Source organism: Rhodococcus sp. DMF-1, from assembly GCF_021441945.1.
In the GTDB taxonomy this organism is placed as follows: domain Bacteria; phylum Actinomycetota; class Actinomycetes; order Mycobacteriales; family Mycobacteriaceae; genus Rhodococcus; species Rhodococcus ruber.
This window is the reverse complement of the sequence record NZ_CP090442.1, coordinates 3,496,540-3,515,784: the sequence shown is the minus strand read 5'-3', so window position 1 is coordinate 3,515,784 and position 19,245 is coordinate 3,496,540. Positions and strand designations below refer to the sequence as shown.

The 19,245-nt window shown below is 70.6% G+C and carries 17 protein-coding genes; 9 read left to right on the top strand and 8 right to left on the bottom strand.

All coding sequences use genetic code 11. The features are described from left to right. The first annotated feature begins 37 nt into the window (after positions 1-37). The gene (locus tag LZP97_RS15935) at positions 38-1,417 is read left to right on the top strand and encodes a hypothetical protein (RefSeq protein WP_119700064.1); all 1,380 of its coding nucleotides are present in this window, start codon (positions 38-40) and stop codon (positions 1,415-1,417) included. Between the two features lie 9 nt (positions 1,418-1,426). Here the strand turns inward: LZP97_RS15935 and LZP97_RS15930 are convergent, their stop codons facing one another. After that, positions 1,427-1,759, bottom strand: coding sequence for a hypothetical protein (locus LZP97_RS15930; protein ID WP_010596027.1), 333 nt, complete (start codon positions 1,757-1,759; stop codon positions 1,427-1,429). Positions 1,760-1,949: 190 nt separating this feature from the next. Here LZP97_RS15930 and LZP97_RS15925 point away from each other — a divergent pair, with 190 nt between their 5' ends. The 5 genes from LZP97_RS15925 to LZP97_RS15905 all read left to right on the top strand — a co-directional run bounded on the left by LZP97_RS15925 (position 1,950) and on the right by LZP97_RS15905 (position 6,919). Next, positions 1,950-2,189: a hypothetical protein gene (locus LZP97_RS15925; RefSeq protein ID WP_010596026.1), complete on the top strand. Its 240-nt coding sequence runs from the start codon at positions 1,950-1,952 to the stop codon at positions 2,187-2,189. 101 nt (positions 2,190-2,290) lie between these two features. After that, complete coding sequence (locus LZP97_RS15920; protein WP_010596025.1) at positions 2,291-3,331, top strand: HoxN/HupN/NixA family nickel/cobalt transporter; 1,041 nt, start codon at positions 2,291-2,293, stop codon at positions 3,329-3,331. Between the two features lie 82 nt (positions 3,332-3,413). Continuing rightward, on the top strand, positions 3,414-4,730 hold the full coding sequence (locus LZP97_RS15915; RefSeq protein WP_017679911.1) for an MFS transporter: 1,317 nt from the start codon (positions 3,414-3,416) through the stop codon (positions 4,728-4,730). Then, on the top strand, positions 4,723-5,388 hold the full coding sequence (locus tag LZP97_RS15910; RefSeq protein ID WP_010596023.1) for an ArsR/SmtB family transcription factor: 666 nt from the start codon (positions 4,723-4,725) through the stop codon (positions 5,386-5,388). The genes LZP97_RS15915 and LZP97_RS15910 overlap by 8 nt, the downstream gene beginning before the upstream one ends. 118 nt (positions 5,389-5,506) lie before the next feature. Beyond that, a complete protein-coding gene (locus tag LZP97_RS15905) occupies positions 5,507-6,919 on the top strand; it encodes an alkaline phosphatase PhoX (protein WP_010596022.1) in 1,413 nt (470 codons plus the stop codon). Here LZP97_RS15905 and LZP97_RS15900 read toward each other — a convergent pair. The 7 genes from LZP97_RS15900 to LZP97_RS15870 form a co-directional block, all read right to left on the bottom strand. Further along, a complete protein-coding gene (locus tag LZP97_RS15900; protein ID WP_040270206.1) occupies positions 6,866-7,327 on the bottom strand; it encodes a TIGR03668 family PPOX class F420-dependent oxidoreductase in 462 nt (153 codons plus the stop codon). The genes LZP97_RS15905 and LZP97_RS15900 overlap by 54 nt on opposite strands. Before the next feature lie 28 nt (positions 7,328-7,355). Continuing rightward, on the bottom strand, positions 7,356-7,622 hold the full coding sequence (locus LZP97_RS15895) for a hypothetical protein (RefSeq protein WP_010596020.1): 267 nt from the start codon (positions 7,620-7,622) through the stop codon (positions 7,356-7,358). A gap of 83 nt (positions 7,623-7,705) precedes the next feature. Beyond that, positions 7,706-9,526, bottom strand: a complete 1,821-nt coding sequence (gene ftsH, locus LZP97_RS15890; protein ID WP_010596019.1) for an ATP-dependent zinc metalloprotease FtsH — start codon at positions 9,524-9,526, stop codon at positions 7,706-7,708. A gap of 292 nt (positions 9,527-9,818) precedes the next feature. After that, entirely contained in the window at positions 9,819-10,193 is a 375-nt protein-coding gene (locus LZP97_RS15885) for a hypothetical protein (RefSeq protein WP_228287096.1), read from the bottom strand. Positions 10,194-10,531: 338 nt separating this feature from the next. After that, the gene (locus LZP97_RS15880) at positions 10,532-11,899 is read right to left on the bottom strand and encodes an MFS transporter (RefSeq protein WP_234574801.1); all 1,368 of its coding nucleotides are present in this window, start codon (positions 11,897-11,899) and stop codon (positions 10,532-10,534) included. A gap of 145 nt (positions 11,900-12,044) precedes the next feature. After that, positions 12,045-13,097, bottom strand: a complete 1,053-nt coding sequence (locus LZP97_RS15875) for a 3-keto-5-aminohexanoate cleavage protein (RefSeq protein ID WP_234574800.1) — start codon at positions 13,095-13,097, stop codon at positions 12,045-12,047. A 49-nt stretch (positions 13,098-13,146) separates the two neighbouring features. Further along, on the bottom strand, positions 13,147-14,043 hold the full coding sequence (locus LZP97_RS15870; protein WP_234574798.1) for a TauD/TfdA dioxygenase family protein: 897 nt from the start codon (positions 14,041-14,043) through the stop codon (positions 13,147-13,149). Positions 14,044-14,775: 732 nt separating this feature from the next. Here LZP97_RS15870 and LZP97_RS15865 point away from each other — a divergent pair. The 3 genes from LZP97_RS15865 to LZP97_RS15855 all read left to right on the top strand — a co-directional run bounded on the left by LZP97_RS15865 (position 14,776) and on the right by LZP97_RS15855 (position 19,242). Then, on the top strand, positions 14,776-15,921 hold the full coding sequence (locus LZP97_RS15865; protein ID WP_054371221.1) for an acyl-CoA dehydrogenase family protein: 1,146 nt from the start codon (positions 14,776-14,778) through the stop codon (positions 15,919-15,921). A gap of 94 nt (positions 15,922-16,015) precedes the next feature. Then, positions 16,016-17,536, top strand: coding sequence for a long-chain-fatty-acid--CoA ligase (locus LZP97_RS15860; RefSeq protein WP_234574796.1), 1,521 nt, complete (start codon positions 16,016-16,018; stop codon positions 17,534-17,536). Then, positions 17,533-19,242 carry a PHA/PHB synthase family protein gene (locus LZP97_RS15855; RefSeq protein ID WP_234574794.1) on the top strand — a complete coding sequence of 570 codons (1,710 nt, stop codon included), beginning with the start codon at positions 17,533-17,535 and terminating at the stop codon, positions 19,240-19,242. The genes LZP97_RS15860 and LZP97_RS15855 overlap by 4 nt, the downstream gene beginning before the upstream one ends. The last annotated feature ends 3 nt before the right edge of the window (positions 19,243-19,245 follow it).

Here is a 19,245-nt window from a genome sequence, read left to right as displayed (position 1 = left end):
GACGGCCAGGGACCCGGATCCGGGGAGGGGATCGTCGATGACCGAGAACGACGGTGCGGCTCCGGGTGGGCCGCCGAGTCGGCAGCCGGCGGCCGGGTCGCGCGTCGCGGACGGACGCTATGTTCTGGTCGATCGGCACGGAACGGTCGACGGCCTGCAGTGCTGGCGCGGACACGACACCGTCATGAACCGCACCGTCGCGCTGACCGTCGCCCCGCGACCGGCGGGCGACGACGGTGCCTTCTTCCACGCGCTGTGTGCGCGCACGGCCTCGGCCGCGTTCGGACGGGTGGGAGCGGCGGCCCGTGTCTTCGATGTCGCCGACCACTCCGCTTGCTGCGTGGTCGTGTCCGAATGGACGCCAGGCCGGTCGCTGCCCGACGTCGCCGGGGACCGTCCCGATCCGGCCGCCGCGGCGCGCATCATGCTTCGTCTGGCCGAGACGGTGCGTGCCGCGCACCGGCAGTCGACGATCCTGGGCCTCGACGATCCGGTGCGCATCCGGGTCGACGAGTCCGGCGCCGCGGTCCTGGCCTTCCCCGCGACGCTGCCCGGCGCGGACGAGACGACCGACGTCGCCGGTCTCGGCGCGGCCCTGAGGTGCATGCTCGGAGACCGGGGTGGTGCACCGGCGATGCGGGCACTGGCCGACGAGGCGGTCGACGGAAGTGTGTGCACTGCAGCAGTGTTCGCCGAGCGGCTGGGACGGCTGCTGCCGGGGGCGCCGCCGCACCGTCCGGAACCGGTGGCCGAGACCGCGGCACCCGCACGGGAGCCGGAGCCGCCCCCGGCCACCGCCCGTCGCAGTGCGGCGGTGCCGGCCGTGGTGGCGCTGGTGGGCGTGGCGTGTCTCGCGGCGGTCGGCTGGGTGGCCGGCACCGCGCTGAGCGGACCGCGTGCCGAGTCGGCATCGCCGGCGACGCTTCCGGTGGTCGCCGCCGCGTCGCCCCCGACGGAGGGCGGGACCGCCGGCCCCGTCGTCCCCCGCGCGGTGCGTGCCCATGCGCAGGAGGGCGCGGCGGACAACGCCGTGACGGCCGACCTGGCGGTCGACGGGAACCCGAACACGGCGTGGAGCACCGAACTGTATCCGCGTCAGCTCCCCGCGGGACGGGCCGGACTGGGTCTGACAGTCGCGTTCGCGCAACCGGTGCGGCTCGATGAGGTGTGGATCGACAGTCTCAGCGCCGGTTCGCGCGTCGAGATCCGGACGGCCCCGGCCGGGGGCGGTCCCCTCCACCTGTCCCAGGTGGTCGGCACCGCCACGCTCGACGAGGGCATCACGCGCATCCCGGTGGCGGCGACGGCGGCACCGATGTCGGAGGTGCTGGTGTGGATCACCCGGCTCGGACCGGCCGGGGACCGCTTCCGCACGTCGCTGTCCGAGGCGGGATTCACGGCCTTCGACGGCCCGTGAGCCCGGCGGTCAGTCGCGGGCGCAGACGTGCCCGATCAGCACGTGCGGCCCGTACAGGACGCGCGCCCGGCCCAGCAGGGCCGCGTGCACCTGCTCTTCGGTCACGCCGGTCGGCAGGGACAGCACCAGGGGATCGAGGCGGCGATCCGGATCGGTGGGGTCCTCGACGAGGCCGGTCCAGTCGAACGTTCCGCCGTCGCGTCTGCGGGCCGCTTCGATCCGGGCGGCGTGGACCTGGCCGCTCCGCTCGAGCACGCCGTCCGTGGGGTTCTCTCCCACCAGCCGATCCAGATGCTCGTCCGACCACCTGTGCACACCGAAGCTCTGCCGTCCCGGATCCATCTCCCCACGCCTCCCCGCGGTGCATTACCGGTAGCTCGGCGGTGATTATCCCACTCGGGCAAGGATCGCACAGGTGATTCCGCGGGTCGATCCGGTCGAACCGGCGCGGGCCGAATCCGTGGCGCCGGCTCTCCCGGTCCACCACGATGGGGGCACACCCCGCGCGTCGACTCGAAGGACGGTCCCGCCCATGAGTACTCCCGAGCTGGCCCGGCAGGCCTCGCAGTTGCGTGCGGATCTGCACGGGTTCGACCGGCGGATCCAGGAGCTCAGCGAGGAGTTCGGACGCATCGACCGGCATTCCCACGGCGACTCCGCCGAAGCCGCGCTCCTCGAGATCCTCGACCTCCTCGCCGACGCGCGACTCGACCTGCGCAGCGTCGATCGGCACCTGGAGACGACGGTCCGGCACGCGGAAAGCCTGCGCTGACCCACCTCGATCGCCCGCGGCGGGTGTGCCCGTGCACTCGCGGTCGGCCCACGCCGGCATCGCGGTGAGTTACGACAGACGACCGGAGAAGGGAGACCGGGATGCCGCAACCGGGTTCGCCGCCGTGGCACTACGTGCGCTCGGACGTCCGCACCCACGCCCCCGCCCGGGTGCGTGTCGCCGCCACGGTGGCCGCGGTCGTCCTGGTCCACGCGCTCGGTTTCGGGCTGCTCGGTCTGGCCCGTCTCACGGCCGGCGACGCGCTCACCCTCGGGGTGGCCCTGTCGGCCTACGGTCTGGGCGCCCGACACGCACTCGACGCGGACCACATCGCGGGCATCGACAACGCGATCCGCAAGTTCGTCGCCGAGGGGCGCCGCCCAGTAGGGGTGGGGCTGGCGTTCAGTCTCGGCCACAGCAGCGTCGTGCTGCTGGCGACGTCGGCGGTCGTCGCCGGGATCGGGTCGACCACCGGTCTGCTGGCGGGCGAGGGTGCGACCGCCACCGCCCTGGGGACCTTCGGTGCCGCCGTGGCGGGCGGCTTCCTGCTGCTCGTCGCCGGGGTCAACGCGGTTGCGTTGCGCGGCACGCTCGCCGCCCGACGTTGCGGTACCGACGAGGTGCACTCGTCCGCGGCGGCGCGGGTCCTGTCGGCGCCGCTGCGACGGGTGCGTCATCCCCGCCACGTCTACGTCCTGGGCTTCCTGTTCGGTCTCGGTTTCGACACCGCCTCGTCGGTGGGTCTGATCGCGCTCGCGGTGACGGCGAGCCTCTCGGGCGCCGCCACCTGGCTGGTGCTGTGCCTGCCGCTGTGCTTCGCGGCCGGGATGACCGCCGTCGACGGGGTCAACGGGATCGCCATGGTGCGGATGTACGGATCGGCGCAGATCCCCAGCCGCGATCGGCAGATGTTCAACGTCGTCGTCACCGCCGTGTCCGTGGTCGCCGCCGGTGTGCTCGGCGCGATCATCACGCTGTCCGCGGTCGACGAACTGCTGCCGGGGTATCAGCCCGTCGCGTCCTGGGCCGCGGGCGTGGACCTCGCGCACGCGGGGTGGTGGCTCGCGGCGGGGTTCGCCGCGATCTGGGTTGCGGCCGCGGTGACGCTGTGGGCACGCCGGGGCTCCGCGGTCGTGAGCTGACCGCGGCGGACACTCCGGGACATTCCATAATTCCGTAGAATGTCGTATCGTACGGTCATACGACAGGTCCCGGAAGGCGCTCATGAACACCCCCACGCCACCCACCGCCCCGCCCGACAAGCAGATCGGACTGGGCCTGCGCCGCAACCTCGCCCAGTTCACCCTGCTGGTGGTCGTCAACGCGCTCGTCGGCGGCATGCTCGGTCAGGAACGCACCGTGCTGCCGCTGCTCGCCGAGGAGGAATTCGGCATCCGCGCCTACACCGCCGGGCTGTCGTTCATCCTCGTCTTCGGCCTGTCGAAGGCGATCACCAACTACTTCGCCGGCACCTTCTCCGACCGGTACGGGCGCAAACCGGTGCTCGTCGCCGGGTGGCTGGTCGCCCTCCCGGTGCCGCTGCTGCTCATCTGGGCACCCTCGTGGGGCTGGGTGATCTTCGCCAACGTGCTGCTCGGCATCAGCCAGGGACTGACCTGGTCCACCACCGTGGTGATGAAGATCGACCTCGTCGGCCCGGCCCGGCGGGGATTCGCGATGGGACTGAACGAGGCCGCCGGGTATGCCGCCGTCGCCGCGACCGCGCTGGCCACCGGATATCTGGCCGAGGCCTACGGGCTGCGGCCCGCGCCCTTCCTGCTCGGCATCGCCTTCGCGGCTCTCGGTCTGGGACTGTCCACCCTCGCCGTGAAGGAGACCCGCGAATACGCGCGTCTCGAGGCCGTCGGCCACGTCGCCCGCGCCGACGGACGCCACGACCACCTGCACGACAAGCTCACCGACCGGCAGGTGCTCGTCCAGACCAGCTTCAAGGAACCGGCCCTGTCCTCGGCCAGCCAGGCCGGGCTGGTCAACAACCTCAACGACGGCCTCGCCTGGGGGCTGTTCCCGATCCTGTTCGCCGCGGCCGGCCTGTCCGTCGGCCGGATCGGCATCCTCGCGGCGCTGTACCCGGCCGTGTGGGGAGTCGGCCAGCTGGCCACCGGTGCACTGTCGGACCGGTGGGGCCGCAAGTGGATGATCGTCGCCGGCATGTGGCTGCAGGCGCTCGCCCTGGCCGTGATCGCCGTCTCGGACTCCTTCCTGCCGTGGGCGATCGCCGCGGCCGCGCTCGGCGCGGGCACCGCGCTGGTCTACCCGACCCTGCTCGCCTCGATCGGCGACGTCGCCCATCCCGCCTGGCGGGCCCGGGCCGTGGGCGTGTACCGGCTCTGGCGCGACGGCGGCTTCGCGGCCGGCGCCCTGCTGGCCGGTGTCGTCGCCGACGCGTTCGGCATCCACGCCGCCGTGTGGGTCGTGGCCGCGCTGACCGCCCTGTCCGGACTGGTCGTCGCGGTGCGCATGTACGAAACGCATCCCCGGCCCACCCGCGCCCCACAGGAAGGACCCACCCGTGGCTGACCGAGCCGCCAAGGACGCGCTGTACACCGAGTTCGCCGCCGTCGGCAAGGTGCTCGGCAATCCCGCACGTCTGGAACTGCTCGACCTGCTCGCGCAGGGACCGCGCAGCGTCGACGAGCTCGCCGCCGCCGCCGGGCTCGGCGTGAGCACCTGTTCGGCGCACCTGCAGACCCTGCGCGCGGCCGGGCTGGTGCGGTCCCGCCGCGACGGCAAACGGATCTTCTACTCGCTCGCCGGGGACGACGTCGCCGAACTGTGGGACACCCTGCGTCGCGTGGCCCAGCGGCACCGCCCGCACACCGAGCTCGCCCGGCGCGCCTACCTCGGCCCGGACGACACCGCCGCCGTCGACACCGAGGAACTTCTGCACCGCCTCGAGACAGGCGAGGTGGTCCTGCTCGACGTGCGCCCCGCCGCCGAGTACGCCGCTGGGCACCTGCCCGGCGCACTGCACGTGCCGCTGGACGAGCTGACCGAGCGGCTCGCCGACCTGCCGGCGGACCGGGAGATCGTCGCCTACTGCCGCGGCCGGTACTGCGTGCTCGCCCACGACGCCGTCCGGCTGCTGCGCACCCACGGTGTGCCGGCCCGGCGCGCCGCCGACGGTGTGCTCGAGTGGCGACTCGCCGGGCTGCCCGTCGACTCCGACGTCGCCTGACCGCCCCCGCGACGTTCGCCTCCGGTTCGATTCGCGGTCACCCGCCGGCCACGGAACCGGGCTTTCCGGCACCTACGGTCCGGAGGACCCGACCGCATCGATGGAGGTATCGAGAACAGTGACGACGGCACCACTGAACCGCCGGGGATTCCTCGGGCGCACCGCACTGGCCGGCCTCGGCGTGGCCCTCGCCGGCAGCGTCGAGGCGCTCGTCCGCCCCGGACTCGCGTCCGCAGTCCCCGGCGGGGCGATCGGCTACGGCCCGCTCGTCCCGGATCCCCAGCGCATTCTCGCTCTGCCCGTAGGGTTCTCGTACACCGTGGTGTCGCGCTCCGGGGAGACGACCCTCGACGACGGCACGCCCGTCCCCAGCGATCCCGACGCCAACGGTGTGTTCGCGCACGGCAACGGTTCCACGATCGTGACCAACCACGAGATCGGCAAGGACGAGCCGTTCGGCGTGCCCGTCGTCGACGGCCTGACCTACGACCCCGGCGCGCGCGGCGGCACCACCACCGTCACCGTGAGCCCGAACGGGCAGCGCACCGGCCAGTACGTCAGCCTCGCCGGCACCGTGAACAACTGCGCCGGCGGCATCACCCCGTGGGGCACGTGGCTGACGTGCGAGGAGACCGAGGACCGGGCCGGCTCGAAGGGATTCACGCTCGATCACGGCTACGTGTTCGAGGTCGACCCCGCGAGCCAGGACGCCAACCGCGGCAAGAGCCCGGTGCCGCTGAAGTTCCTCGGCCGGTACGCGCACGAGGCGGTCGCCGTGGACCCGGCCACCGGCGCGATCTACCTCACCGAGGACGCCGACGAGCCCAACGGCCTGTTCTACCGGTGGACGCCCCCGCAGGGTTTCCGGGGCGGGCCGGGTGCCCTGCGTGAACTCGCCCAGTCGCCCGGCGGCGACACCGCGGGCAGCCTGCAGGCGATGGCCTGCTTCGACGGCGGCGCGCACGTGCCCGACCTGTCGCAGGCCACCGAGCCGGGGGTGCGCTACACCGTGCGGTGGGTCGACGTCCCCGACCGCGACGCCGCCACCACACCGGTGCGCGAGCAGTTCGCCGCCGACCAGGTGACCCGCAGCCGCAAGCTCGAGGGCCAGTGGTGGGGCGACGGCGGCGCCTACTTCGTCGCCAGCTACGCCCGCACGAGCGACGGCAGCATCGCCGAACACGACGGCCAGGTGTGGTTCTTCGATCCGGCCTCGCAGACGGTCACGCTGAAGACGCTGTTCGGGGTCAACCCCGACCCGTCCGTCGACACCGGCAACTACGACGGTCCCGACAACATCACCGTCTCGCCGTACGGCGGGGTGATACTCGCCGAGGACGGCGACGGCATCAGCCACCTCATCGGCGTCACCGCCGAGGGGAAGCCGTTCACGATCGCACGCAACGAACTCAACGACAGCGAGTTCTGCGGGCCCGCCTTCAGCGCCGACGGCAGGACCCTGTTCGTCAACATCCAGTCACCCGGCCTGACCCTCGCGATCACCGGGCCGTGGCGTCGCCCGATCGGCTGAGCCGCCGCCCGCGGACCACGACCGCCAGCGCAGCCCGTCGATCCGGAGCACCGGTCCCGACGGGCGCGCCGCGCGGTACTGCGCGTACTTGACGGCCAGCGCCGCGAGACCGGCCGAGCCGAGCTCCGAGCGCGGATCGTGGACGGTGGCCGTGCCGTCGAGACGGACCCACCACAGCCGGGACCAGTCGTCGTCGTAGTGGTCGACGAGCACCGCCACCCGCGGGTCGTTCTCGATGTTGCGCAGGCGCCGCAACCGTCTCGTCGTCTTCGGCTTGTCGTCGACGCAGGTGTAGAGCGCGTCGCCGACGAGCGCGAACACGATCGGCACGAGGTGCGGCCGCCCGTCCGGTCCGGTCGTGGCCAGCCGGGCGACGCGGGCCGTGGTGACGAGAGCACGGGCGTCCACCTCGTTTACGGTAGGCGCATGCCGGCGGTCATCTCCTCGGCCCGGGCATGCCCCGGTCGGGCCCGAACCGCGAGCCCGTGAGCCCCGGGGGCACCGGCCGCCAGTTGTACAGGTTCTGCGGCGGCGGAGATTCCAGGTCGGCGCAGGCCTCCCGCGCCCAGGCCTCCGCCTCCGGGCCCGGCCCGAAATCGATGCCGAGCGACGGATCGTGGGTGCCGATCACCCACCGGTGACCGTCGGGGGTCGCATGGATGCGGTAGCGCCGGATCGTCGCGGGGTCGGGGAGAGGTGCCATGCAGACCGGTTTCCCCACCGCGCGGCAAATCATGTCGGCGCGGCAAATCATGTCGGCACAGTGCGATCCGGCCCGCGCGCCGCTCAGGTGGTGCCGAGGCGCTGCGGCCGGGCGCCGTCCGCCTCCGCCCGCAGCACGTCGAGTACGACCTCGCCGTCGACGGTCTCCTCCTCGACGAGGATCGCGGCCAGCCGGTCCAGCGCCGCCCGGTGCTGCGTCAGGAGCGCGACGGCCCGTTCCTCGGCGGCCCGCAGCAGCCGGGCGACCTCGCGGTCCACGAGCTGCTGGGTGTGTTCCGAGTAGGGCCGCACGAGGCTGCGCTCACTGGTGTCGGCATGCAGGTAGTTGGGGTCGCCCGACCCGTACCCCACCGGGCCGAACGCTTCGGACAGCCCGAATTCCCGCACCATGCGCACGGCGATGCGGGTCGCGCCGCTCAGGTCGTCGGCGGCACCGGTCGACCCCTCCCCGAACACGACGAGCTCCGCGGCCCGCCCCCCGACCCGGACGGTGAGCAGGTCGTTGAGATATCCCTCGCTGTAGAGGTGGCGTTCGACCTCGGGTAGCTGCTGGGTCGATCCCAGGGCCATGCCCGCGGGCAGGATCGTCACCTTCGCCACCGGGTCGGCGTGCGGGCACAGGGCCGCGAGCAACGCGTGGCCCGATTCGTGGACCGCCACCGAGGTCCGTTCGTCGGGGAGCAGGGCATTGGCGCTCTCGCGGCGTCCGAGCAGCAGGCGGTCACGCGCGGACGACAAGTCGTCGGCGCAGATGACGGTGCGGTCGTCCCGGACGGCATTGATGGCGGCCTCGTTGACCAGGTTCGCCAGATCCGCACCCGAGAAGCCCGGGGTGGCCCGGGCGAGCACGCTCAGATCGACGTCGGGTCCGAAGTGTTTGCCCTGCAGGTGCACCGCCAGGATCGCGGCCCGTTCCGACTGGGTGGGCAGGGGGATCACCACCGTGCGGTCGAACCGGCCCGGCCGCAGCAGGGCCGGATCGAGCGCCTCCGGGCGGTTCGTCGCCGCCAGCACCACGATGCCGACGCTCTGGTCGAAGCCGTCCATCTCGGCCAGCAACTGATTGAGCGTCTGTTCCCGCTCGTCGTTCCCGGCGTAGGTCCCGACGCCGCGCTTGCTGCCGATGGCGTCGATCTCGTCGATGAAGATGATCGACGGCGGGCTCTTGCGGGCCTGCTCGAACAGGTCCCGCACCCGGGAGGCACCGACCCCGACGAACATCTCCACGAACTCCGAGCCCGTGACGGACAGGAAGCGCACCTCCGCCTCGCCGGCCACCGCGCGGGCCAGCAGTGTCTTGCCGGTGCCCGGCGGGCCGATCATCAGCACCCCGCGGGGGCCCTTCGCGCCGGCGGCCGCGTACTTCTCCGGATCCCGCAGGAAGTCGACGACCTCGCTGACCTCCTGCTTGACGCCGTCGTACCCGGCGACGTCCGCGAAGCGCGTGGTCGGCCGGTTCGCCTCGATCACGCGGGCCTTCGAGCGGCCGAACGCGCCCATGCCCCCGATGCCGCCGCCGCTGAAGGCGCGCTGTGCCCGGCGGCCGACCCACAGCAACAGCCCCGCGAACACGACGAAGGGCAGCATGCTGAGCAGAATCGCGGCCCACGGGCTGTCGTCGGTCTGTTCCGCGCTGACCTGGACCTGCTTCGCCCGCAGCTTCGCGTCGAGCCCGGCGAGGTTCAGTGCGGTCGGCAGCTGGGTGACGAATTCCGTGTCGTCCGAGAGGGTTCCGTAGGCCGATCCGCGGTCGTCGATCGTCACCTGCTGGACGGTGCCCGCGTCGACCCGGTCCACGAAGTCGCTGTAGGACAGGGTGCTCGACGTCGGGGTCTGCAGCGCCAGGGCGACCACCAGACCACCGAGCAGGACGGCGACGGCCACCAGCTGCCACCACAGGCCCGACGACGGCGCCGGCGGAGGCGGCGGGTCCGGGGGCGGCCCCGATCGCGCCGACCTCGAGAGATGAACGGAGAAGAATCTCGTTCGCGTGATCATCCGGCGCTCCCCTGACCTGTCCGTGTCGGGTCCACGGTATCCGGCCGCGCCGAGGTCCTCACTCGGGTCGCCGGGATCGGCGAGTGGTACGAAGAGGCGCTCGATGCGACGCATCGGTTCGGCCTGCGGCGCTTCCCGCCTCCCTTCGACGGGGGCGCTGTCGTCGTAGGCCGTTGAGTCAGGAATTCACCAGCTGGTGGACGCGCTGGAACGACACGCCCAGCACCTCCCCGATGTCGCGGAGGGTTGCACCGCGTGCTTGAAGCGCTCGGGCCGCGGCGACCTGCGCCGAGGCTGCGCGGGCGCGTGCTTCCTCCGCGGCGTGCTGGGCCGCGTGGAACTCACGAACCGCGGCCGCCAGGTCTTCGGGCAATTCGATCTCGATCTCGATTTCGTCGACCGGCGATCCCGTCATGATGTGTACAAGGTCGGCCGCCATCTCCTTGACCTCGCGCAGGTGGCGGGCCTGGGTGGTGCGGTCCACTTCGGGCACGTGGACCGACCACCATCCGTCGTCGCGGGTCACTTGCGCGGTGTACTTCACTTCTTCCACCAGTTCTTTCCGAGCTTGACGGCGGACTCGGCGGCGGTGCGGAGGCGCTTCAAGATGTCCCTACGCTTCGTCACCAGGGTAGTCAATTCAGACTAGACGCTTCAAGTCAAGATCGACTAGACAAAGATGGCGGTGTGCTGGGCTCCACGTTCCATCGAGCAGGACGGCGACGGCCGCCAGCTGCCACCATGGGCCCGACGTCGGAACGGCGACCGTGGCGGCGAACCCCAGGGGGTTCGCCGCCACGGTCCGGGATCAGCCCTCGAGGGGGGCCGGTCGGGGCTGCGGAGCCTTGGCGCGCTCGCCGACGAGATCCGCCGCGACGGGGTGGAGAGTGGTCACTGCCCGGTTCCGGTCCGTTGCGCGGGGGCGGCGGACAGGGTGGCGAGCTTTCGGACGCCGGCGGGGTAGACGCGCTTGCCGACCAGCAGCACCGCGACCGCGCCCAGGTAGACGAGCGGCGCCAGCTGCAGAGCCTCGGCGAGACCGATCCGGTCCGCGAGGACGCCGACCACGAACGGGCCCGCGGCGAGTCCGAGGAGGCTGTTGGCCAGGGTGGTGGTGCCGAACGCGGACGCCCGCACGGTGGGGTGGGTCAGGTTGGCAACCATGGCGGTGACCGCGCCGGTGGAGCCGGCGGAGAAGAACGCCCCCAGTCCGAGCAGCACCAGCTGCGCGGTGCCGACCGGCAGCTGGAACCCGATGATCAGCAGTACTCCGGCGGCGAGGCTGATCGCGATCGCGACCGTCCACTTGCGGGCGGGGTCGATGCGGGCGACCCGGTCGGCGAAGATGCCGCACACGATCATGCCGGCGCCGATCAGCAGCACGAAGATCGCTGCCGTCGCGGCGGCCTTGTCCGCGGCCAGCCCGTAGGAGCGGCCGAAGTAGCTCGGCAGCCACGCCATCAGTGCGGCGGCGGTGAACATCTGCAGCCCGCCGCCGATGTACGCGCACAGCACCGCAGGGTTGGTGAACAGGCTCGAGATCGGGGCACGTGCCGCGCTGCCCGGCGCGGCGGTCGCGGCGGCGTCGGTGGTGTTCGCCTCGTCGTCATCGACCGCGTGGCGGGCGAGCTTGCGCTCGCTGACCAGCGCCCAGAACAGCGCGACCAGGACCAGCCCGAAGATCGCCATCGACGCGAAGGACCAGCGCCAGGACAGCTGCACGGCGATGACCCCACCGAATGCGACGCCGATCACCGACCCGAACGAACCGCCGGCCATGAACGCACCCGAGAGCGAGGCCCGCAGCCGCGGTGCGAACACGCTGAGCACGACCGCGATACCGACGCTGCCGTAGGCGGCCTCACCGACCCCGACCAGGAACCTGGCGCCGAGCATCTGCTCGTAGGAGCCCGCCACCGCGCACAGCAGGGTCGCCACGCTCCACAACGCGGCCATCACGACGAGGCTGCGCACCCGGCCCCATCTGTCGGCCAGCATCGACAGCGGCAGGGTGAGCAACCCGACCATCAACGCGACCACGCTGTTCAGCGATGCGAGATGCGAATCCGAGAGCGCCCATTCGGCTTTCAGGAACGGAAACACCGCGCTGAGGACCTGCCGGGACATGTAGTCCGAAAGCAGCAGTCCGAAGGTGAGCGCGAACACGAGCCACGGGTAGAACCGGGACCGCCCGCTGCGGCGCGACGGCGCCGAGACAGCCGCGGACTGCTCCGGCGCGGTGGTGATGACAGACGACATGATCTTCCTAAGTCGAGGTGAGGGGACGAGCGCGAAGGTCGAGGTGGAACCGATGATGGTGACGGTGGGTGGGAAGGGGTTTCGCGCATCCGGGGGCGCGGCACCGGGTTGCGGCGTCGCGCCCACCGGGCACGCGGATGCCGCGTCAGGCGTGCTGGGTGAAGCCGCGCTGACCGGGGCGGCGGTTGGGCGCGAAGCCGATCTTGGCGAGGGTCTCCTCGGCGCCGGTGTAGTGCTCGTCGAGGCGGTAGATCTCGCGGGCCTCCTTCCCGGTGGCGACCTCACGACCGAGTTCGTTCGCGATGCGGACGAGCTGTTCGACCTGGGCGACGGAGGTCATCTTCTCGCCCTTGCGACCCCACAGGGTGTCCTCGGTGCCGCAGCGGGCGTGCAGGCCCATCGCGATGGCCATGGTGTTGACGGGCAGCACGCTGCGCATCAGGGTTTCCAGGGTGAGCACTGCGCCGTCGGGAGTGCGGCGGATGAACTCCATCATGTTGTACGGGTTGGGGCCGTCGAAGCCGCCGCCGATACCGACCCAGGTCACCATCAGCGGGCCGGTGTAGACGCCGCGGCGGATCAACCGCTCGACGGTCTCGAGCTGTGCGATGTTGGCGAGCTGGAAGTGCGGCTGGATACCGTTGGCCTGCAGCCGGCGCAGGTGCTCCTCGACCCAGGCCGGCCCGGCCGGGACGGTCATCTCCCGGTACGCCTCGTACACCTCGGGGCGCTCGAAGGAGGTGCCGGCGATGTCGTCGGCCGTCATCAGCTCGACGATGTTCATCTGGTTGGTGTTGATGGCGATGGTGACCTGGTCGGGCTTGGGGTCGAGTTCGGCGAGCATGTGGCGGGTGTCGTCGGAGAGCCACTTCGCGTCCGCGCCCTCGCCTTCGGGGGCGAACGAGATCGAGCCGCCGACCTGCAGGATCATCTCGGGCACCGCCTCGCGCAGCCGTGCCAGCAGTTCGTTGAACTTCGAGAGCCGCTTGGAGCCCTTGCCGTCGAGTTCACGGACGTGGATGTGCAGCACGGTGGCGCCGGCGTTGTAGCAGTCCACCGCCTTCTGCACGTGCTCGTCCATGGTCAGTGGCAGATCCTCGGCGAAGTCGTCGATGTCCCACTCGGGGCCGTAGGGGGCGACGGTGATGACCAGCTTTTCCTGGTTCTCGGGGAACAGGGCGTCGTCGTGGAAGTGCATGGTGCTGCTCCGATCGGAGTTGTCGTGAGGGTGGGAGGGTGAGAGGGGCTCAGAAGGTGGGGTCGCCGATGATGCCGGCGCGTTCCATCTTGCGGACGGCGGGCCAATAGTCCTGCACCGCATAGTGTTGCGTGGACCGGTTGTCCCAGATGGCGACGCTGCCGGGTGTCCAGCGCCATCGCACCTGGTATTCCGGGATCGTGGCCTGGCTGATCAGGTAGCGCAGCAGATCTCCGGCGCCGGGGGCGTAGTCGATCCCGAAACGGACGTTGTCGGGGGTGTGGTAGTTGACGATGTGGGTGGTGAAGGAGTTGACGAACAGGATCTTCTCGCCGGTTTCCGGATGGGTGCGCACCACCGGGTGCTCGGCGTCGGGGAACCGCCCGTGGAGCGCGTGGCGTGCTTCGACAGGCATGTTCGCGCCGAAGCTGGCCTCGATGCTGTGCCGGGCGCGCAGTCCCTCGATCCGGTCCTTCACCGACTGCGGCAGCCGCGCGTAGGCCTGCACCATGTTCACCCAGATGGTGTCGCCGCCGACCGGCGGGATCTCCACGGCGCGCAGCACCGAACCCATCGGAGGGTTCACCCGCCACGTGGCGTCGCAGTGGTAGGCGTTCTCGTAGTGCTCGGGCGGACTGTCGAGGTCCTTGTAGATCCGCACCAGTCCGGGATGGTCGGGGTCGCTGCCGGCCACCGGGTGATCCTCGAGCGGGGCGAACCGCTCGGCCAGGGCGACGTGCTCGGCACGGGTGATGTCCTGGTCGCGGAAGAACAGCACCTTGTGCTCGAGCAGCAGGGCCCGCAGCTCGGCGAACAGCGCGTCGTCGCGGGACACCTCCCCCAGGTTCACGTCGAACAGCTCCGCGCCGATCGTGGCGGTCAACGGCTCGACCCGGAGCGGGGTCACCGTTCGGGCCCGCCGGGGCGTCTCGCTCGTGACAGACATTTCTTTGTCTCCTAGAAGAATTGGGGTGGAGTACGGTGTCGGGTGGCCGCCGATATCGATGGGCGCCGCCATCGCGTCCGGGCCGGCCGGTGGATCGCTCATGGAAACGAACGATGTGTGCCCCGCGGATCTCTCTCGTCGGTCCCGGACCCTGCGCGCCTGACGGCTACTTGATCGAAAAATCCTGAGGTGTAACGGTATTCACGCTCAAGCGGTTGCGTCGGTTCGGGTTGTGGGGTCGGTCACCGGCCTGCTCCTCTTGTGATGGACCTAACATTACCCGCACATTCCCGGTATTACTTCTCTTGGTGGGACATCAACTATTCACTTCGAGACGTCGGGTTCGATTGCGTCCGGATCGACGGGTCTGAGATGCCGACATCGCTTCCCTGGCACTGTGGAGGGCGTAGTACGGGGCGGTGTCGGTCGATCGCGCCGATGGGGTTCTGTGCCGGCAGGGTGCGCGTCGGAGTCGTGCGGCATACAGTGCCATCGGCGCAGGACTGCACCTGTCCCGATCTGAACAGTTCGCCGACCCGATCGGATAAGTGCGACGAGGGCGGTTCGGCTACTGTGAAGTCGCAACCCCGAAGACCCGCATGGGTTCTCGATCGAATCCCGCACTCGACGGGGCCGCATCACCAGCCCCGGGATCGTCGATGTCGCCGGCAGGCGCAGCTACCTGCCCGGCGTGCTCGGACGCCACCGTCGCCACCCCCACCAGGAAGACCGATGACCAGGACCATCTACGCCGCCGACCACCTCGCCTTTCGTGACACGGTCCGTGATTTCACGCAACGCCATTTGATTCCGGAGCACGAGCGGATCATCGAGCAGCGGTTCATCGACCGCGAGATCTGGATCGAGGCGGGCAAGCTCGGCCTACTCGGTTTGGAGGTACCCGAACAGTACGGAGGCAGCGCGGCAGGGGACTACCGGTTCAACGCGGTGGTGGGGGAGGAACTCTCGCGGGTGAGTGCGGCGATCGCGTCGAGTTTCGGAATCCACTACGACATCGTGGCGCCGTATCTGGTGGAGCTGACCACCGAAGAACAGAAGCAGCGGTGGCTGCCGGGGTTCTGTACCGGTGAACTGGTCGCGGCAATCGCGATGACCGAACCTGCCGCGGGATCGGACCTGGCCGGGCTGAAGACCACGGCCCGCCGCGACGGGGACGACTGGATCCTCAACGGTTCCAAGACGTTTATCACCAACGGTTACCACGCCGACCTGGTGATCGTGGCAGCGAAGACGAGCCCGGAGAAGAAGGCCAAGGGCATCACCCTGTTTGCGGTCGAGACCGGTATGGCGGGCTTCGAACGGGGCCGCAAGCTGGACAAGGTCGGTCAACCCGAGTCCGACACTGCCGAGTTGTTCTTCACCGACGTCCGGGTCCCCGCGGCGAACGTGATCGGCGAGGTCGACAGCGGGTTCGCGCACATGATGCGAATGCTGCCGCAGGAGCGGATCTGCGCGGCGGTATCGAATCTCGCGCACGCCGAGGCGATCCTGGGCGAGACTCTGGACTATGCCCGGGAGCGCAGGGCGTTCGGCCAGGCGATCGGTTCGTTCCAGTACAACAAGTTCCTGTTCGCCGAACTGGTCACCACGCTCGAGGTGGCACAGGCATTCGTCGATCGGTGCGTGCAGGCGCATACGGAAGGCCGGCTGACCGCGGTGGACGCCGCGAAGGCCAAGTGGTGGAGCTCGCAGGTACAGAACCAGATTCTGGACAGTTGCGTGCAACTGCACGGCGGCTACGGGTTCATGAACGAATACCGGGTTGCCCGGGCGTGGAAGGACGCGCGGGTCACCAAGATCTGGGCCGGGTCCAACGAGATCATGAAGGAGATCATCGGACGGGATCTCGGGCTGTGAGCATCAACGCGCCGACCACTAGTGCGAACGAACCCAGGGGGCGGTTCGCACAGCTGACAACGACCCTCCTCGAATCACACCGGAGACCCACCACATGACCAACCTCAGTGACAACCTCGTCTTCTCGGCGCGCAACTATCCCGACAAGACCGCGCTGCGGTGCGGCGAGGACACGCTGTCGTTCGCGGAGTTCGACGCGGCCGCCGCACGGGTAGCCACCCTGCTCGAACGGGCTGGGATCGCACCCGGTGACCGGGTCGCGGTGATGCTGCCCAACACCGCGGCGTTCGCGATCGTGTTCTACGGCATTCTGCGTCGCGGGGCGGTCGCGGTGCCGATGAACCCGCTGCTGAAGGCCCGCGAGATCGAGTTCTTCCTGACGAACACCGCCGCGGCGGCGCTGTTCGCGACCCCGGTGTTCGCCGAGGAGGCCCGCGCTGCGGCCGATGTGGCCGACGCCCGGTTGTGGCTGGTGGACGACGACGCCCTCGCCCGGCTGATCGCCGACCTGCCTGCGCAGGCCGCCCCGGTGACGCGGGCGGGTGAGGACACCGCGGTGATCCTGCACACCTCGGGTACCACCGGCAAGCCCAAGGGCGCCGAACTCACCCACGCCGGACTGGCCGGCAATGCCGAGGTGACCGCCCGCACCCTGATCCAGGTCGGAGCCGACGACGTGGTGATGGGCGCACTGCCGCTGTTCCACGTCTTCGGACTCACGTGCGGGCTCAACGCCTCGGTCCTCGTGGGCGCCATGCTCACCCTGGTGCCGCGCTTCGACCCACGGACCGCGCTCGAGGTGATCGCCCGCGACCGGGTCACCGTGTTCGAGGGCGTGCCGACGATGTACGCCGCGATGCTGGGTGTCGCAGAGGAATTCGACGCGGCGGCGACGGCGAGCCTGCGAGTGTGCGTGTCCGGCGGTGCATCGTTGCCGGTGGCGGTTCTCGAGGACTTCGAGCGGACCTTCGACGCGGTGATCCTGGAAGGGTACGGGTTGTCGGAAACCTCGCCGGTCGCCTCGTTCAATCACCCGGACCGCGTCCGCAAGACGGGCTCGATCGGCACCCCGTTCGAGGGGGTGCGGATGCGCGTGGTGGACGGCTCCGGTGTCGAGGTACCGGCCGACCGACCCGGCGAGATCCAGATCGCGGGACCGAACGTGATGAAGGGCTACTGGAACCTGCCCGAGGCGACCGCGGCCGCGATCGACGCGGCCGGTTGGTTCGCCACCGGCGACATCGGCCGCATGGACACCGACGGCTACTTCTACATCGTGGACCGAAAGAAGGACCTGATCATCCGCGGTGGGTTCAACGTCTACCCCCGCGAGATCGAGGAGGTTGTCTACGAGCATCCTGCCGTGGCGGCGGCCGCGGTGGTCGGCATCCCGCACGACACCCTCGGCGAGGAGATCGGCGCCGCGGTCACGCTCAGAGTCGGCATGAGCGCCGACCCCGTCGAGATCGTGAAATTCGTCAGACAGCGCGTCGCCGCCTACAAGTATCCGCGCCACGTCTGGATCCTCGACTCCCTGCCCCAGGGCCCCACCGGCAAGATCCTGCGTCGCGACATCACCATCCCCACATTCGAAAGCAGCAGCAACCGAGCATGACCACCACCGTCACCACCACCGAGCCCGTGCACCGTTCCGACGAACCCGCCGCGCCGGTGGACCTGCTGCTGGCCGGCTCGGCCCGCGGTCTGGCCCGCCGGATGCTGCCCGATCGAGGCTGGGCCCGGCTCGCGGGCGGGCTGGCCGCGCGCCCCGGCACGCTCGCGCACCGCGGCGGAACCCTGGCCAGGGAGCTCGCCGCCGTCGCCGCCGGCCGCGCCGACCGCGCACCCGCCAAGGGCGACAAGCGATTCACCGACCCGGCATGGCAGCACAACCCGTGGTTGCGTCGCAGCATGCAGGCCTACCTCGCCACCGCCGACACCGCCTATGCCCTGCTCGCCGACGCCGGCCTGGACTGGCGCGACACCGAACGGATGCGGTTCGTGCTCGACAACCTCGTCGAGGGTCTCGCGCCGAGCAACAATCCGGTACTCAACCCGCTCGGATGGAAGGCGCTCATCGACACCGGCGGACTGTCCGCGCTGCGCGGGGCGCGTGCATTCGCCTGCGACATGGCCACCAAGCCGCGGGTGCCCGCCATGGTCGAACCCGGTGCCTACACCCTCGGCGAGACCGTCGCGGTCACACCCGGGGCGGTGGTGCTGCGGACCCCGGTACTCGAGCTGATCCAGTATGCGCCGCACACCGCCACCGTGCACGAGGTGCCGCTGTTGATGGTGCCCCCGGTGATCAACAAGTACTACATCACCGACATCGCCCCAGGCCGCAGCATGATCGAGTACTTCGTCGCCCAGGGCCAGCAGGTGTTCACCATCTCCTGGCGCAACCCCCATGCCGAACACCGGGACTGGGACCTCGACACGTACGTCACGGCGATCGTCGATGCGATGGACGCCGTCCAGGCGATCACCGGGACCGGCCGCACGCACCTGCAAGGCAGCTGTTCGGGCGGGATCCTGGCCGCGACGACCGCCGCGTACCTGGCCGCTACCGGACACGGCGACCGGGTTGCCGGGCTGACCCTGGCGGTGACCGTGCTCGACCAGGCGCGGGCCGGGTTCGCCGCCGCCGCCCTCGACGAACGCACCGCCGCGACTGCGATCGAACGCTCGCAGTCGAGGGGCTACCTGGACGGGGACGAGCTGGCCGAGGTGTTCGCCTGGCTGCGCCCGACCGACCTGGTGTGGCGCTACTGGGTCAACAATTACCTGCAGGGCCGCCCGCCCGCGCCGTTCGACGTGCTGCACTGGAACGCCGACACCACCCGCATGGCCGCCGGCCTGCACCGCGACCTGGTCCGCATCGGCGTCACCAACGCGCTGGCCGCCCCCGGCACGATGGAGCTGTCGGGTACCCCGATCGACCTCGGCGCGGTCACCGCCGACGCATATGTGATCGGCGGTATCGCCGACCACATATCGCCGTGGCAGGGCTGCTACCGCAGCGCCGCCCTGCTCGGCGGTGCCGACACCCGGTTCGTGCTCTCCACCAGCGGGCACGTCGCCGCGCTGGTCAATCCACCCGGAAATCCCAAGGCGTCCTTCCGGGTCGGGCCCGTCGACGCGGACACCCCGGAGCAGTGGCTCGACCGCGCGGAGGTCACCCGAGACTCCTGGTGGCCCGACTACGCCGCCTGGCTCGCCGCACGCAGCGGCCCCACCGTTCCTGCACCCGCCGCCGTCGGCGGTGCCACCCACTCCCCGCTCGACGCCGCACCCGGCACCTACGTCCACCACAGCTGACCC

Bases quoted from the DNA above. Each gene is read 5' to 3' on its own strand.
- LZP97_RS15895 (WP_010596020.1), bottom strand. From the start codon at position 7,622: ATGGCACCTCTCCCCGACCCCGCGACGATCCGGCGCTACCGCATCCAT.
- LZP97_RS15855 (WP_234574794.1), top strand. From the start codon at position 17,533: ATGACCACCACCGTCACCACCACCGAGCCCGTGCACCGTTCCGACGAA.
- LZP97_RS15915 (WP_017679911.1), top strand. From the start codon at position 3,414: ATGAACACCCCCACGCCACCCACCGCCCCGCCCGACAAGCAGATCGGA.
- LZP97_RS15880 (WP_234574801.1), bottom strand. From the start codon at position 11,899: ATGTCGTCTGTCATCACCACCGCGCCGGAGCAGTCCGCGGCTGTCTCG.
- LZP97_RS15935 (WP_119700064.1), top strand. From the start codon at position 38: ATGACCGAGAACGACGGTGCGGCTCCGGGTGGGCCGCCGAGTCGGCAG.
- LZP97_RS15860 (WP_234574796.1), top strand. From the start codon at position 16,016: ATGACCAACCTCAGTGACAACCTCGTCTTCTCGGCGCGCAACTATCCC.
- LZP97_RS15930 (WP_010596027.1), bottom strand. From the start codon at position 1,759: ATGGATCCGGGACGGCAGAGCTTCGGTGTGCACAGGTGGTCGGACGAG.
- LZP97_RS15920 (WP_010596025.1), top strand. From the start codon at position 2,291: ATGCCGCAACCGGGTTCGCCGCCGTGGCACTACGTGCGCTCGGACGTC.
- LZP97_RS15875 (WP_234574800.1), bottom strand. From the start codon at position 13,097: ATGCACTTCCACGACGACGCCCTGTTCCCCGAGAACCAGGAAAAGCTG.
- LZP97_RS15865 (WP_054371221.1), top strand. From the start codon at position 14,776: ATGACCAGGACCATCTACGCCGCCGACCACCTCGCCTTTCGTGACACG.
- LZP97_RS15870 (WP_234574798.1), bottom strand. From the start codon at position 14,043: ATGTCTGTCACGAGCGAGACGCCCCGGCGGGCCCGAACGGTGACCCCG.
- LZP97_RS15925 (WP_010596026.1), top strand. From the start codon at position 1,950: ATGAGTACTCCCGAGCTGGCCCGGCAGGCCTCGCAGTTGCGTGCGGAT.